This window comes from Streptomyces sp. NPDC007971 (assembly GCF_042958635.1).
Classification (GTDB): domain Bacteria; phylum Actinomycetota; class Actinomycetes; order Streptomycetales; family Streptomycetaceae; genus Streptomyces.
The window spans coordinates 298,309-312,850 of the sequence record NZ_JBIBJK010000009.1 but is presented as its reverse complement, the minus strand read 5'-3'; the positions used below and the strand labels follow the sequence as shown (position 1 = coordinate 312,850).

The 14,542-nt window shown below is 69.8% G+C and carries 11 protein-coding genes; 5 read left to right on the top strand and 6 right to left on the bottom strand.

Going from position 1 to position 14,542, the window contains the following annotated elements; translation table 11 throughout:
• Nucleotides 1–35: 35 nt before the first annotated feature.
• The 3 genes from ACFZCP_RS21330 to ACFZCP_RS21320 form a co-directional block, all read right to left on the bottom strand.
• A complete protein-coding gene (locus ACFZCP_RS21330; protein WP_391428824.1) occupies nt 36–1,226 on the bottom strand; it encodes a cytochrome P450 in 1,191 nt (396 codons plus the stop codon).
• Between the two features lie 128 nt (nt 1,227–1,354).
• Nucleotides 1,355–2,089, bottom strand: coding sequence for a hypothetical protein (locus tag ACFZCP_RS21325; RefSeq protein ID WP_391428822.1), 735 nt, complete (start codon nt 2,087–2,089; stop codon nt 1,355–1,357).
• Nucleotides 2,090–2,224: 135 nt separating this feature from the next.
• Nucleotides 2,225–3,442: an MFS transporter gene (locus tag ACFZCP_RS21320; RefSeq protein WP_362695322.1), complete on the bottom strand. Its 1,218-nt coding sequence runs from the start codon at nt 3,440–3,442 to the stop codon at nt 2,225–2,227.
• Nucleotides 3,443–3,658: 216 nt separating this feature from the next.
• On the opposite strand from ACFZCP_RS21320, the gene ACFZCP_RS21315 reads away from it, so the two are divergent.
• Genes ACFZCP_RS21315 through ACFZCP_RS21305 form a run of 3 tightly spaced genes read left to right on the top strand, consistent with a single transcriptional unit; the run spans nt 3,659 to nt 5,577 of the window.
• On the top strand, nt 3,659–4,720 hold the full coding sequence (locus ACFZCP_RS21315; protein WP_391428819.1) for an alpha/beta fold hydrolase: 1,062 nt from the start codon (nt 3,659–3,661) through the stop codon (nt 4,718–4,720).
• Between the two features lie 42 nt (nt 4,721–4,762).
• Nucleotides 4,763–5,335 (top strand): ABATE domain-containing protein, encoded by a 573-nt coding sequence (locus ACFZCP_RS21310; RefSeq protein WP_391428817.1) that lies wholly within the window; start codon nt 4,763–4,765, stop codon nt 5,333–5,335.
• Complete coding sequence (locus ACFZCP_RS21305; RefSeq protein ID WP_391428815.1) at nt 5,332–5,577, top strand: Smr/MutS family protein; 246 nt, start codon at nt 5,332–5,334, stop codon at nt 5,575–5,577. Before ACFZCP_RS21310 ends, ACFZCP_RS21305 begins: the two co-directional genes overlap by 4 nt.
• Before the next feature lie 41 nt (nt 5,578–5,618).
• On the opposite strand, the gene ACFZCP_RS21300 is transcribed toward ACFZCP_RS21305, so the two are convergent.
• From ACFZCP_RS21300 to ACFZCP_RS21290, 3 genes are all read right to left on the bottom strand, one after another.
• The gene (locus tag ACFZCP_RS21300; RefSeq protein ID WP_391428813.1) at nt 5,619–6,368 is read right to left on the bottom strand and encodes a transposase family protein; all 750 of its coding nucleotides are present in this window, start codon (nt 6,366–6,368) and stop codon (nt 5,619–5,621) included.
• A 150-nt stretch (nt 6,369–6,518) separates the two neighbouring features.
• Nucleotides 6,519–9,215 carry an NB-ARC domain-containing protein gene (locus tag ACFZCP_RS21295; RefSeq protein ID WP_391428811.1) on the bottom strand — a complete coding sequence of 899 codons (2,697 nt, stop codon included), beginning with the start codon at nt 9,213–9,215 and terminating at the stop codon, nt 6,519–6,521.
• 429 nt (nt 9,216–9,644) lie between these two features.
• Nucleotides 9,645–10,913 carry an alpha/beta hydrolase family protein gene (locus tag ACFZCP_RS21290; RefSeq protein ID WP_391428809.1) on the bottom strand — a complete coding sequence of 423 codons (1,269 nt, stop codon included), beginning with the start codon at nt 10,911–10,913 and terminating at the stop codon, nt 9,645–9,647.
• Between the two features lie 574 nt (nt 10,914–11,487).
• Between ACFZCP_RS21290 and ACFZCP_RS21285 the strand changes: the two genes are divergently transcribed.
• Together ACFZCP_RS21285 and ACFZCP_RS21280 are read left to right on the top strand one after the other, a co-directional pair.
• A complete protein-coding gene (locus tag ACFZCP_RS21285; protein WP_391428807.1) occupies nt 11,488–13,407 on the top strand; it encodes a cellulase family glycosylhydrolase in 1,920 nt (639 codons plus the stop codon).
• A gap of 119 nt (nt 13,408–13,526) precedes the next feature.
• The gene (locus tag ACFZCP_RS21280) at nt 13,527–14,324 is read left to right on the top strand and encodes an SAM-dependent methyltransferase (RefSeq protein ID WP_391428805.1); all 798 of its coding nucleotides are present in this window, start codon (nt 13,527–13,529) and stop codon (nt 14,322–14,324) included.
• Nucleotides 14,325–14,542 lie beyond the last annotated feature (218 nt).

The following is a 14,542-nucleotide window of genomic DNA, read 5'->3' as shown; positions in this document are numbered from 1 at the left end:
TGACCGTCCCCGGCCGGTCCTCGTCCTCGTCCCGGTCAGTGCATGAGCCTGAGGGGCATTTCCTGAAGGCCCCGGAAGCTGACGTTCGGCCGCCAGACCAGATCTTCCGTGGTGAGCTCGATCTTCGAATAACGGCTCAGCAGCTCGGCCAGCACGATGGAGGTCTCCATCTTTCCGAGTCCGGCGCCGAGGCAGTAGTGGGGGCCGCCGCTGAAAGCCAGCGTCTTTGTTCCGGTGCGCGTCACATCGAGTCGATCGGGGTCTGCATAGCGTTCCGGGTCGCGGCCGGCCGCGCCGAAGAGAAGCATGACCTTGGCGCCCTCGGGGAGCGTGACGTCCCCGAGTTCGATGCTTCCGGTCAGAATTCTGGAGGCGATCTGCACGGGAGGATCGTAACGGGACATCTCATCGACCGAGTTGGCGATCAATTCCGGACGCTCGCGCAGTGTCCGCAGCTGTTCGGGGTGCCGCAGGAGCGCCAGGAGGCCGTTTCCGATCAGATTGACGGTCGTCTCGTGACCCGCGACGAACAGGAATTGAATGTTGGCGATGATCTCTTCGTCCGTCAGCCGGTCGCCATCGACATCGGCATGCACGAGGAGGGACAGGATATCGTCACGCGGGACGGCCCTGCGTTCCCCGATGTGACCCGATACATATTCCCTGAACTCCACTTCGGCCGCGTTCATGTCGGCGGTGTCCTCGACGGTTATCGAGGGGTCGATCACCCGGCTGATGTGTTCCGTCCAATGACGGCACCGGTCGCGGTCGTCCGTGGGCAGGCCGAGAAGTTCGCAGGTCACGGTCACGGGAAGGGGCAGAGCGAGACTCTGGATGAGGTCCGTTTCACCTTCGCCCACGGCGTCCAGTAACCGGTCGGTCTCCGCGGATATACGCGGCCTCAGCCGCTCCACCGCGGCACGGGTGAAGACCTTGCTGATCACACCGCGGATCCGCCGGTGGGCGGGCCCGTCGAGCATGAGCATCCAGTTCTGCACGCTTCGGACGAGCGGACTCTCCGGCCCGCCACGGCGGTTGGCCCAGGTGGTGTTCCGATAGAATTCGCTCGACGCCTCGGGTGCTCTCAGTACGGCATCGACATCGGCGTAGCGTGAGAGAATCCAGTAACCGAAGTCCGATCGGTGGATGGGATCCGTCTCACGCAGACGTCGGTAGATCGGATAGGGGTCCGTGCGCACTGACGGATCGCGCGGATCGAAAGTCACGGTCATTTCCATCCCGTCCCGGGGTACGATTGCCCGTCCATCTCCACGCCGCTCATCATTCCACAGGGCGGGACGGGAAGTGAAGACGTTTCAAATGCGTGGCGGAGCATGCCCTTCGGATCCTTCTGCTACTTCAGGATGTTGACCGCCCGGGCGACCACGAGGACCACCGTCACCAAGGACACCGAGGACTGGAGCATCATCAGCATTTTGGCCCACCGCGACAGCGGTATGACGTCGGTCGGGCTGAAGGCGGTGGAATTGGTAAACGACAGGTACAAGTAGTCCAGGAAGGCCGGTTCCCAGTCCGCTGCAGCGACCTCCGGACTCTGCATCTGCACGAAGAGGAAGTCGGCGAACTGCTCACGGCCCAGAGCCCGCGCCATCGGGCCGCCGCGGTCCCACTCCCAGTACCACAGGGCGAACACGATGACGTTGGTCAGCCAGATGCCTCCGCCGGTCAGCAGCAGCGGCACCGCGTCGGCGCCCGCCCGGCCGTTCACCAGTTCCGCCACGAGCCGGACCGCGGACAGCCCGTTGGCCAGGCTGATGACGCAGATCAGGGCCAGGCCCAGCCACCGCAGGCGGCGCGTCCGGGGCTCGACCCGTCGCGGGTTCGCGGCCGTCAGTCCGGCCAGCAGCACCAACTCCAGTACGGGCAGCGCCCAGTACGGCGGGAGCGAGAGCCGGTGGGGCAGCATCAGCTGGAGGGCCACCGCCACCAGGATCACCGCGGTGACCGCCCAGCGCGGTTCACCGCGCGTCGCCCGCTGCCACGCCGGGGCGAGTTCGCGTTCCCCGCTCTCCAGCAGCCGCTCGATCCTGACCAGGCGGCTCTCGGCGTTGTCCATGTCTTCCGTCATGGCGACGATTGTCCCGGGTACCCTCGGCCCGCCCGCGGGGGCAGGGCCCGACGCCGGCCGCCAGGCCCGCGCGGCTTCACCTCCCGTCCTCCGCTCGGCTGACGCCCAGGGGCCGGGCACTTGGCCTGCGCCGGGTCACGACCGGACGGCGGCCGGGGGCAGGTTGCGTCTCACCCATGCACCCACCGCCGTCACGAGCAGGACCGCACACGCCGTGAACACCACACCGGCGGTGCGCACCCCGAGTCCCACCGCCATGGCGCCCACTCCCACGACCGGCAGGGAGATCCCCACGTAGGCGACGACGAAGAACGCCGAGATGGTGGCGCCCCGGTGTGACCCGGGCGCCGCGTCGCTCACCTCGGTCAGCCCGGCGCGGAACGCCATGCCCTGCCCCGTGCCACCGGTCAGCGCGCCGGCCAGCAGCAGCGGAAAGGACTTCAGGAGCAGCGAGGCCCCGATGAGGAGAAGCCCGGCGACCAGCACCGCACAACCCCAGGGCAGGGCTCGCCGCGCGCCGATCCGTCCCATGAGCAGCTGTCCACCGGTCGAGGCGCAGAACACGCAGAAGACGACGGCACCGGTGACGGCCAGGTTGCGCTCCCCGAGCGTCTGCGTGAGGAAGGCAGGGGCCACGGCGGTGAACAGGCCGAGCAGGGAGAAGCCCGCGAAGGCGGCCAGGGCGCAGGGCCCGAACACCCCCCGCACCTGCGGCGGAACCTTCATGCCCTGGGGCCGAAGCGCCGGTCGCGGGTCGGCGCGCGGCACGGTCTCGGCCAGCAGACACACGACGGTCCCGGCGCCCGCGAGGAGTGCCAGGTGGACGAGGAAAGGCAGCTTGAGCGGCCAGGGCGCGTACTGGGCCAGGACGCCGGAGACGAGCGGGCCGAGGCCCAGACCGCCCATGTTGGCCGCGGTCGCCGCCAGTCCGGCACGGCCGCGCAGGCCGGGCGGCGCCAGTTCGAGAACGGCAGCGGTGCCCGTGCCGCTCAGCAGGCCGGCGGAGAAGCCCGACAGCACCCGTCCCGTGTACAGCAGCGGCAGGCCGGCCTCGGCCAGGAAGCAGACGGCACTGAGCGCGGCCAGCCCGAGCGCGGCGAGCAGCACCGGCCGCCGGCCCAGCACGTCGGAGAACCCGCCCGCGACCAGCAGGGCGGCGATGACACCCACCGCGTAGACGGCGAACACGACCGTCACGATCAGTTCCGAGAACCCGATCTGCTGCCGGTACAGCCCGTACAGCGGGGTGGGCAGCGTGGTTCCCATCATCCCGACGGCGAAGACGGCCGCCGCGGCCTTGTATCCCGGCCGTCGCCGGTCCCGCTGCCGGGGCTCGGTGTCGCTGTTGATCACACTCCACGATAGACATCGCGCCTGCGTCCGTGCCCGAGGACGGGGCGGTGCGATCGACCGGTTCCCGCCGACCCATCCGTCACCTGTTTGACCGGTGACGCGCCTTGTGGAACAGTCATCGCGCACGCACACCCCGACGGGACCGCGATCCGACGGCCGGCCTGCCCGGCCCTGCGGCGCGCGGGCTGGCACACTGAGAGGCACGGAGGGCTTGGGATGATCAACAGGCGCACCTTCAGCAAGGCACTGGGCGTGGGTACGGGCGCGACCGCCGCTTCGCTGTCCGGCTTCCAGGGCCTTCCCGCAGCCGCCGCGGCCGGGCAGGACGCGACCGGGTCACCGACGACGCCCGCACTCACCCCGGTCACACACACTTCGTTCGACTCGTTGAAGCAGGTCAGGGCGGGCCTGCTGGACGTCGGCTACGCCGAGGCAGGCTCCGCGCACGGCCCCGTGGTCATCTGCCTGCACGGCTGGCCGTACGACATCCACAGCTTCGTGGACGTGGCTCCCCTGCTGGCGTCGCAGGGCTACCGGGTGATCGTCCCCCACCTCCGGGGGCACGGCAGCACGCGGTTCCTGTCCGCCCGGACGTTCCGCAACGGTCAGCAGTCGGCCGTCGCGCTCGACATCATCGCCCTGATGGATGCCCTGAAGATCGACAAGGCCGTCCTCGCCGGCTTCGACTGGGGTGCGCGGACCGCCGACATCATCGCGGCCCTCTGGCCCCAGCGCTGCAAGGCCCTGGTCTCGGTGAGCGGCTACCTGATCACCAACCTCGAGGCGAACCTGAAGCCACTGGCACCCAAGGCCGAGTACGCCTGGTGGTACCAGTACTACTTCGCCACGGAGCGGGGGCGGCTCGCCATGGAGGACAGGACCAAGCGCCACGAACTGACCAGGCTCGTCTGGGACACCGTCTCCCCGACGTGGGACTTCGACGACGCCACGTTCGAGCGCACGGCCGCGGCCTTCGAGAACCCCGACTACGTCGACATCGTGATCCACAACTACCGCTGGCGCCTGAGCCTCGCCGACGGCGAGCGACGCTACGACGGCATCGAGAAGCGACTTGCCGCACGGCCGGTCATCGCGGTCCCGGCCATCACGCTCGACGCCGAACGGGATCCCTTCACCGCTCCGGGCGACGGCACGGCGTACCGGGACAGGTTCACGGGCGCCTACGACCACCGCAGCCTGGCGGGCATCGGCCACAATCTGCCGCAGGAGGCACCCGCCGCCTTCGCGCAGGCCGTCGTCGACGCGGACCGCCTGTGACGGTTCTTGCGAACGTTCGCCGTCACCTGTCAAGATGGTGATGTGAACCTGGAGCATGTCTTCGTCTGCGGGAATCCGGCCCTGGATTTCGCCGCGACCCTCCGCGCGCGTCGCACCATGGGCTTCGAGATGTTCGTGTCACCCGAGCGCCTGGACGCGTGGTACGTGGAATCCGGCATCGTGGACGCCATCTCCCCCAGCCAGGACGGCGACGTCGAGCAGGCCGTCACCGTGCGCGAGGCGCTGTACCGTCTCATCACCGCCCGCCGCCTCGGCGAGCCGTACGACGACGAGGCCCTCGCCACGGTCAACGGAGCCGCCCGCAGGCCCGCAGCCACACCCCAGCTCACCGCGACGGGACGGTGGACCGTCGCAACCCCGGAAGCCGCCCTGTCGACTGTCGCCCGGCACGCCGTCGAGTTGCTGAGCGGACCGGACGCACCGCTGCTCAAGGAGTGCGGCAACCCCGAGTGCACGCGCATCTACATCGACCGGTCCCGCGGTATGCGCCGGCAGTGGTGCGGCATGGAGTCCTGCGGGAACAGGATCAAGGCGGCCGCCTACCGCGCCCGCAGGAAACAGGCGCAGTCGGCAGCGGGAGGAGACGCCGCATGATGTCGCTCGACCTCCATCCCCTCTTCCGCAACAACCGTGACATCGAGCTGGCACTGCGTCAGTTCCTCTTCCGGGCCAACCACTCGGGCGAGACGGTCGTGGAGATCATTCCTGGCAAGGGGTCGGGGCGGCTCAAGGCCCGCGTGCTTGCGTTCCTCGACCAGAAGCACATCAAGAGGCTGTACGTCCGCCGGGAGGTCGACTCCGGCAACACCGGCCGCATCCTCGTCTACTTCCAGTGAGGTCCGTCCGGCTGAGCCGCCCCGTGGATCAGTGAGCCTCTTCAGCGTTGCCGCTCCAGTGTGAGGATGGCCTTGGCGATTGACGTCATTCGATTCGGGCTGCATCGGGACCTGCGGAAGATGCGCCAGGACTTCAAGCGGGCGACGCCGCGCTCGACCGGCGCTCGTGCAGAGGCAAGTGCCCGGTTGACGGTCTTCTCGGTGGGAGTGAGTTCCCGCAGGGGCCTGCGTTTGATACCCGTGGTCAGCCACGGGCCGGCACCTTGGTAGGCGAGATCGGCCAGGATAGGAACGCCCTGGCGCTCGCAGATCCGGATGATCCGGTGGGTACGGGCGGCGGTCAGGTCATGCGTGCGGCCCGGCATCGCGGGTGAGAGCCACAGCAGCCGGCCGCCGGGGTCGGTGACGACCTGCACGTTCACGCCGTGGCGTCGGTGTTTGTGGGAGTAGTCGCCCCGTCCGTCGCCGACCCGGTCGCACTCGGCGAGCGTGCCGTCCAGCAGGACGAAGTCCGCGTCGCTCTCGCGCAGAACCTTGAGCAGACCCGGTGCTCGTTCGGCGAGCAGGTGGACGACCGCACTGGTGTAGGCGTGGGCAGTGGACTCGCAGATCCCGAACCCGTCAGCGATCTTCGCCAGAGTGGTGTGTTCGCGCAGGTACACCAGTGCCACCATCGCGCGCCGAGATGGGCGCAGCTTGCACCGGCGGTCGCCCTCACGGGTGACGATCAGCATGGTGACCCACTCCACGAGCGCATGCCGCAGGTCGAGTGCGGCAGGATGGATGACCAACGAGGCCCACGAGCAATGTGGTTGAGACGTCAGACATCTCGATCAACAGCCCGGGGGCCTCGCTCGTTGCGCTTCACGGGCCATCGCCTGATCGACGGCCCACTCGAAGAAGCTCAGTGATTCCTAATGCGGTCTGTCAGGCCGCAGGAATCACTGATGTCGGCGGAAGCGGCGGGCTCGGGGTACGGGGCGGGTGAGTGTCCTGGAGAGTTCGGTGTCGGCAAGGTCGGGGAAAGGCATTCCGGCGGCGTGGTGATGGGTTCGGGACTGCTGGAGTGTGCGGAGGACGTCTTGGTGCTGGCCGGCGGCGCCGTAGAGGCGGGCCAGGCGGAAGCTGGCCTGAGCGGCGCCGACGTGGTCGCGGGGGCCGGAGAGGGCTTGTTCTGCCAGTGCGATGGCGTCGCTGAGGCGGTTTGTCTCAGCGCGTAGCAGGGCCAGCACGGTCAGAGCCCTGCTGTGGCCTCGGTGGTCGCCGCAGGCTTCGGTCTCCCGGAGCGCGTGGCTGATCAGCTCGGCGGCGGCATGGTCGCCCTCGTAGAGAGCCATGTCGGCGAGCCCCAGTGTGGTCCAGGTGTGCCCGCGGTGGTCTCGGACGGCGTGCAGGAGCTGGGCGGCGTGCTCGTAGTGGGTGCGGGCTGCGGCCCATCGCGGATCCTGTTCGGGACGGCTGGTGGCGTGATGCCCGGGCCAGGGGCCTGCATACCAGCGGCGAGGAAGCGGGCAGCCGTCCACCGCGCTCTCCTTTTCCGTATCGGCGCGGGTGCGTAGGACCCAGCCGATGCCGCGGGCTTCTTCGTTGGCTGCGAACAGGGTCTGCGCTTCGTCGAGTTGGGCGAGGGCTTGTGTGTAGTGAGCCTGGTGCCGGCTGATCACCGCTTTTTCCCGCAGGGTCCAGGCCAGCCCACGCTCAAGCGGCAGGGCCCTGAAGAGCATCTCGGCCGCGATGAGCGTTCGCGTGGCTTCCCTCAGTACGCCCTGCTGGCGCTGCAGGATTCCCAGGTTGCCCAGGGCGTCGACCTCGCCGTGTGCGTCGCCCGAGCTTTGGAAGAGAGCGATCGCTTCCCTGAAGCACTCCGCGGCCCTGCCCACGTCACTGCCGCCGTCACGCAAGGCTTCGCCGAGATTGCGCAGCAGAGCGGCACGGGCCCGGCCGTCCCCCAGACGGTCGGCTGCATCCAAAGCGAGCGCATGGACCTGACTGCTGATGTCCCAGCGCCACTGGTGCTCAAGAGCGATACTCATCGCGTCGGTGATCTCCCAGCACAGTTCCCACCACCCGCGAGCGTGGGCATGGGCGACAGCTGCCACCAGCACGACCCGCTCGGCTTCGAACCACTCGACGGCCTCCCACACATCACCCGCCACAGCCTCGCCCGGCGGCGGATGGCGAACCGCCCCGTCACGGCCCCTGTGCCGGGCACCGGCCGGCCGTAGCTGAGCGTCGGCTACGTCGGCCGCGCTGAGGAGGGCGCCCAGCAGACGCCGCACGGCGCGGTCGGCCTCGTCCGCAAGATGCTCGGCCGCTCGCTCCTTGGAATACCCGCGCGTGAGATCGTGCAGCACGATGCGCTGGCCCTCTGTCGTGCCGCGCCGAGCCTGCACGAGATGCGCCAGCAGCAGTCCCTCCAGGCACGCGTCGGCCGCATCGGCGTCCACGTCCAGCAAAGGCGACAGCGCCCAGGCCGGCAGGTCGGGAGTGTCCAGGGCCGACAACAGCCTGAATGCACGCCGCTGCAACGACGGGAGCGCCTGATAAGCGGCGCGGAAGACCGCGCGGACGCTGCGCTCGCCCAGGCTCAGCACATCCAGCCGCCGGTGGTCGTCGGCGAGATCGCGGGCGAAGGAGCCCACGGTGCGCGCGGGAAACGTGGCCAGCCGCGCTCCCGCGAGGCGCAGGGCCAGCGGTAGCCCGCCGCACAGACGGACCACGTCCCGACCCGAATCGGGATCCTCGTCCACCCGGTCCGCGCCACCGATCCGTCGCAACAGATCCCAGGCGGTGCCCTCGTCCAACCCGGACAATACGACGCGCTCATCCACCGCCAGCGAAGCAAGGGCCTGGCGGCTGGTGACCAGGACAGCGCACGAAGACCCACCCGGTATCAGCGCACTTACCTGCTGTTCACTGGCCGCGTTGTCCAGGACCACCAGGACACGCCGGTCGGCCGACTCCGTCCGGAACTGCCGTGTCCGGCCGACCTCGTCGTCGGGGATTCTTCCGCGCGGTACTCCCAGCGCCACCAGGAAGTCGCCAAGGACCTCGGCCACAGCAGCGGGGCGTTCCTCCGCCCCGTTCAGATCGACGAAGAGCTGGCCGTCAGGATAAGACGCCATCAGCCGATGAGCAGCCTGCACCACGACAGATGTCTTGCCGATCCCGCCTGGGCCGTGCACCAGGCACATCCTGCACCCGCCTGGACGCTCGGCAGACTCCACCAGCCGTGCTATCTCCTGACCGCGGCCAGTGAAATCCGCCAATGCCGGCGGCAGCTGACGCGGGATGCCGGGCGATCTGGAGAGAAGGAAATCGCCATGGGCGAGGGCCGACGCGTGCGGCGACAGCAGCAGCCGCAGCTCCTCGACGCGTGCAGGATCCTCACCCAGAGCCAGTACCAGCCGCCGTCGCAGCAGTGCCTGGGCAGCAGGAGAACGGCTCGCCTCTTCGACCAGGGCCGCGCCCTCCTCACCGGGCAGCCGTCCGGCGATCCACCGGTACAGCCGCCCCAGCCGGTCGGCCACCGACTGCTCCAGCCCCTGCACCGCGCGATCCGCCAGACCGGAGCCCAACCTCTTCGCAGACACGATTACCAAGGCGACGACTGCCGCCACGACCTCCTCGACCGTCATCGACCGCCCCCCGTCCTGCGCTGTAGCATCCGCGCCGTCCCCAAACGCGCTACCGCCGCCCCGACGTCAGTCATGCCCAGAACGCCTCCACACGGCACCTGGCCGCTCTTTCAACGACCACCGAAGACGGCTCCCTCGGGCACCGCACGTTCCAGCGCGCTGTCAGCCGGCGCGCTCGCCGAGAGGGTCACCGGGCTCCCCCGGCCCCCTGCCGACGGCACAGCGGTCACCGGCAGAGACACGCTCGAGATCGCCGAGGGCAGCGCATGGTCAAACAGGCGTTCTCCGCAGCGAGAGCGCCTGTTGAACGGGGCATGCGCGGCCCGTCTGAGGTCTTGGCACATCTTCGGAAGAGCCTGGTGCAACACGAATCGAGTGTCGTCAACTGCCGAGGCCCTCCTCACCCTGGAGCGGTAACGCTGAAAACGCTCAGTCGACGAACTTCATGTCCGGGTACCGGGGTGAGGGACCGTCCAGCAGATGGCCGTCGGTCCCGCGCAGCCAGTGGTCGAAGAACGCGGACACATAGGCCTCGTCGGTCCGCACGGCGTTCGCCGGATCGATCGTGCCGATGTCCTTCTCCCGGACGGCGCGCCGCAGGTGCAACTGCGGGAGCAGGGCCTCCGCGTCGGTGAAGGAGGCGTGCTCGGAGCCGAGCAGCTTGAGCTGGCGGGTCCAGCCGGGTGTATGAGCCCGGAACGCGTCCCAGCCCGGGCCGGTGTCGGTGTCTCCGTCCTTCCCCATCAGCAGGAACGGTCGGTCGAGTCCGTGCTCGGCCACGGGCATCGGCGTGCCGTCGAAGTTGGTCAGATTGCCGTCCAGATCGATTCCGGCGCGGATCCGCGGGTCCCTGTCCATGGCCGTGGCGGCAGCGGTGCCGCCCAGCGAGTGGCCGAACATGCCGACCCTGGACAGATCGAGCGTGCCGGCGAGGCCACGGGGCAGCGGCTTGCCGTCCACGTCGGGATTCCGGCCGGCGTTCACCAGGCCCATCTGGTCCAGCACGAAACCGGTGTCGGCGTCCCTCACCGTCAGGGCCTTCTTGATGAACGCGTCGGCGTCGTCGGAGAGGTCCAGCGTGGCCAGCGCCCCGTCGGGGAACTCCACCTCGGGGGATTCGTAGGTGTTGTCGATGGTGACCACGACGTAGCCGCGACTGGCGAGATCCGTCACGAGCGTGGTGCCCCAGGTCCGGGGTTCCCCCAGCCCCGGCGAGTAGAGCAGCACGGGCCGCTTCCCGTCGCCCCGGGCGACCGGGGCCCCCTGTGCGGCGTGCGTGACGGTGGCCGCCCAGTCGGCCCGCCCGGTCGGCACATGCATCCCGAGGTAGTTGTTCGCGGTCACCGAGTCGAAGTGTGCCGCGGCTTTGGGCAGCATGTAGGGCGCGGCAGGACGGCCGGTCACGTGTGTCGTGGGGTAGTACACGCCGACCATCAGCTCGCGGTCGGGCTCGTCGGTGTGCCAGGGGTCGCGGCGGGAGGTGTCGGCGAGATGCAGCGTCGTCTCGCCGACCTGGAACCTGCCGGTCGGGAGCGGCAGCCGCATCCGGGTCTGCTGCGCGGCGGGCGCAGAGGATGTCGCGGCCTGAGCAGGAAGGGCAGCAATCGCGAGGTTCGCGAGCAGGGCCGTACAGAGTGCGGCGGCACGCAGGCCACGCCCCCGCCGGACCCGGTTCCCGCTCGGCTGTGTCTTCGTCATGTCCCCATGCTGCAGGCCCGCTTCCCACCGCCACCATCAGGAACAACCCCGGCTGGGACCGGAGTCGTCCCCTAGGGGCCGAGCGCATCCGGTGCGGCGGCTCCAACCGGAAGGGCCGGGCAGTCATCGGCACCGCAGCGGGGGCTGACCCGCCCGAAGGCCGTCCGCCCGTGTGCCGCAAGGCGGTTCGCCGTGGTATGCCCAGCCTTTCGCCGTGGTACAGACAGCCGTTCGCCGTGGAACACATGGCCACTCGCCGTGTTGCACATGGCAGTCCGCTGCTGTTCGGCGCCTGCTCCTGTTCGGCTGCGGCGTCCGCTCGCGTTCCACGCAGGCGCCGCTCGTTTGCGACACTGCCGCCCACTCGTGTTCGACACTGCCGTGCGCTCGTGTTCGACATTGCCGTGCGCTCGTGTTCGACACTGCCGTGCGCTCGTGTTCGACTGATTCCTGCCGACGAGCTGGACCTTACGCGCCCCACCGTGCACGGTACTGCCCCGGAGACACACCGCCCGCCCCTTGCGGCTCGTCTCCACCGCCACCCGTAATCCCCCGACGACCGAGGGCTGCCCCCATGTGGATTGCACCAGCTGTGCTGCGTCTGACCGGAACGGCCGCGGGGCTCCTGCTCCTGACGGCGCAGACGACACCGGCCTTGGCCGCGCCGCCGCCCGCGTCACGGGCAGCCCGGGCCACGGACCCGGCACCCGCCCCGGACACCTGGACCGCGCCCCTGTCCACACAGGGCCGCTACATCGTCGACGCCCACGGCGACCGCTTCCGTCTGAAGGCCGCCAACTGGGACGGAGCCCAGGGATCGTGGACGGGCAGCGGCAGCATCACCGACCCCGCCAACCATCACGCCGGCCAGGACTCGTACGGCATCCCCCTCGGGCTGGACCGCGTCCCGCTCGACCGGCTGCTCTCCGACTTCCGTCAGCTGGGGATCAACACCGTCCGGCTGCCGTTCTCCAACGAGATGATCCACAGCACCACCCCCGTCCCGGACGCCGCGGTGGCGGCCAACCCCGAGCTGCGGGGCCGGACGCCCTTGCAAGTCTTCGACGCCGTGGTCGACGCGCTCGACCGCGACGGTTTCGCCGTCATCCTCAACAACCACACCCATACGTCCCGATGGTGCTGCGGCGTGGACGGCAACGAGCGGTGGAACAGCGGTCTGTCCACCCAGCAGTGGGCCGACGACTGGGTCTTCATGGCCCGCCGCTATGCGCATGTCCCCCGCGTGGTCGGAGCCGACCTGTACAACGAGGTCCGACGCGACGTGCTGGACGATCCCAACTGGGGCCTGGGCGACTCCCACGACTGGTACGCCGCCGCCCAGCTCGCCGGCGACCGCATCCTCACCGAGGCCAACCCGCGTCTCCTCATCGTCATCGAGGGCATCAACTGGACCGGCGTACCGGTGGACGGGCTGCCCCACGGCCGGCCGGTGCTCACGCCGGTGCGCACCCTCTCGCACACTCTCGTCGACGCCCACAAGCTGGTGTACTCTGCCCACTTCTACGGCTACACCGGTCCGCACCACAGCGGTGCCACGGGTCTCGGCGAGACCCATGACCCGCGCTACCAGGATCTGACCCGCGACCAGTTGGACGCGGCCCTCGACGACGAGGCCTTCTACGTCGAGGAGACCGGCCGACACTACACCGCACCAGTCTGGGTCAGCGAGTTCGGCATCGGCGCGAACGAGACGAACGCGGTGGCCCGTGCCTGGTTCGGCAACGTCACCGACTACTTCGCCGACCACGACGCCGACTTCGCCTACTGGCCGCTGGTCGGCTTCGAGGGCCACGACGACTGGGCGCTGCTGCGCTACGACAGTGCAGGGCACCGCACCGGCCTCCTCGACTCCGGCGACTGGCGCGATGCGGCATGGCAGCACCTGATGACCGCGCCGAGCGAGACCGGTCCCGTGGCGGGCGTTCCCACCTGGCGCATGCTCAGCACCGACCACGGGGACGCGGTGGAGTCCCTGCGCGTGCGGGACACCGGCGACTGGGATCGCGGGGCGTACAAGGCCGCCTGCCCCGACGGGCTGCGTCTGACCGGCCTGAGCCACACCAGCGGTCGCGGCCTGTGCACCGACACCGGTGAGCCGGACCTGCGGGCCTCCGGCACGGCTCAGACGGTCGTCGTCGACGAGCGCCACGTCCCGGCGGGCGGCGACTGGGCGTCGGGATACACCAAGTTCCAGTGTCCGGCGGGTTCCTTCCTGATCGGCTACAGCGTGCGTGGGGAGCGTCTGTCGGCGGCCCTGTGCGTGCCGGGCCGGGTGCCGCTGTCGGGGGCCGGGCGCACGGTGTGGTTCGACCGGTCCGACAACCGTCCCGGTGACGCGGCGGGCGGCGACTTCGCCCACGGCGACTACAAGGGCCAGTGCGCGGCGAACGAGTACGCCGCCGGGATCGCCTTCACCACCCGGGTGGGCAGCCGGCCCGGTCCCGCCGCCCTGCTGTGCCGCACCCTGCCCTGACCGCAAGGCCGCCGGTGCGACCCAGGGGCAACTTCTGGCCAAAGCAACGGAGTTGATGTGAGAGGCTGTCGTCGGCCGGTCACGGGCGGGACCGTGCCGGCCGTCGAGAGGAGCGCAGCGTGGGACAGGACGGTTTCCGGGGCACGGAGATCGACACCAGCAGACCGCACCCTGCGCGGATCTACGACTACCTGCTGGGCGGCAAGGACAACTACGCGGTGGACCAGCGGGCCGGCGACGAACTCGCCGCCGCCGCGCCCGAGGTCCGCATCGGCCTGCAGGCCAACCGCGCGTTCCTGCAGCGCGCCGTCCGGTACGTCGTCGCCCACGGCGTACGCCAGATCCTCGACATCGGCACCGGACTGCCCACCTCGCCGAACGTGCACGAGGTCGCCCACGAGACGGCTCCGCAGGTGCGGGTCGCCTACGTCGACAACGACCCGATCGTGGCCGCCCACGCGAACGCGCTGCTCAGCAAGTCCGGCGCGACCAGCGTCGTGCTCGGCGACCTGCGCGACCCTCGGGCCGTCGTGGACCACCCCGACGTCCGTCGCACCATCGACTTCGACGAGCCGGTCGCCCTGCTCCTCGTGGCCGTCCTGCACTTCCTCACCGACGCGGAGCAGCCCGCGCAGATCGTCGCCGCCCTGCGCGACGCCCTGCCGGCCGGCAGCTTCCTGGTGCTCTCGCACGCCACGGGCGACTTCGCGGACCGCAGCGCGGCCCAGGCCGTCTACAACAAGGCGACGGCCACCCTGAACCTGCGCTCCCGCACCGAGGTCGAGCGGTTCTTCGACGGCTTCGAGCTGGTCGAGCCGGGCCTGACCCAGGTGCCGTTCTGGCGCCCGGACACCACGCCACCGCCGAGGTCCCAGGAGATCGGTGTCTACGGAGGCGTGGCCCGCAAGACCGTCTGACGGCGACGACCACTGCCCCTGCCCACCGGCCTCCACCCACTCCCCGCTCCCCTGCCCGCTCCGGCCACCACCCGCGACGACCGAAGGAGCGTGGCGAGCCGCAGCGCAGGGCGCCGGCGGTCCGAGAACATCGCCACCCCGTCTCCGTACCACCAGTGCCCAGACGCACACGACCGCCGTCGTCCCGGTACGGATACCGCGGACGTGCTCGCCGTGCA

What these genes read in the sequence shown, in the direction of transcription:
- ACFZCP_RS21305 (WP_391428815.1), top strand. Translation starts at nt 5,332, where the DNA reads ATGATGTCGCTCGACCTCCATCCCCTCTTCCGCAACAACCGTGACATC.
- ACFZCP_RS21295 (WP_391428811.1), bottom strand. Translation starts at nt 9,215, where the DNA reads ATGACGGTCGAGGAGGTCGTGGCGGCAGTCGTCGCCTTGGTAATCGTG.
- ACFZCP_RS21285 (WP_391428807.1), top strand. Translation starts at nt 11,488, where the DNA reads ATGTGGATTGCACCAGCTGTGCTGCGTCTGACCGGAACGGCCGCGGGG.
- ACFZCP_RS21315 (WP_391428819.1), top strand. Translation starts at nt 3,659, where the DNA reads ATGATCAACAGGCGCACCTTCAGCAAGGCACTGGGCGTGGGTACGGGC.
- ACFZCP_RS21290 (WP_391428809.1), bottom strand. Translation starts at nt 10,913, where the DNA reads ATGACGAAGACACAGCCGAGCGGGAACCGGGTCCGGCGGGGGCGTGGC.
- ACFZCP_RS21325 (WP_391428822.1), bottom strand. Translation starts at nt 2,089, where the DNA reads ATGACGGAAGACATGGACAACGCCGAGAGCCGCCTGGTCAGGATCGAG.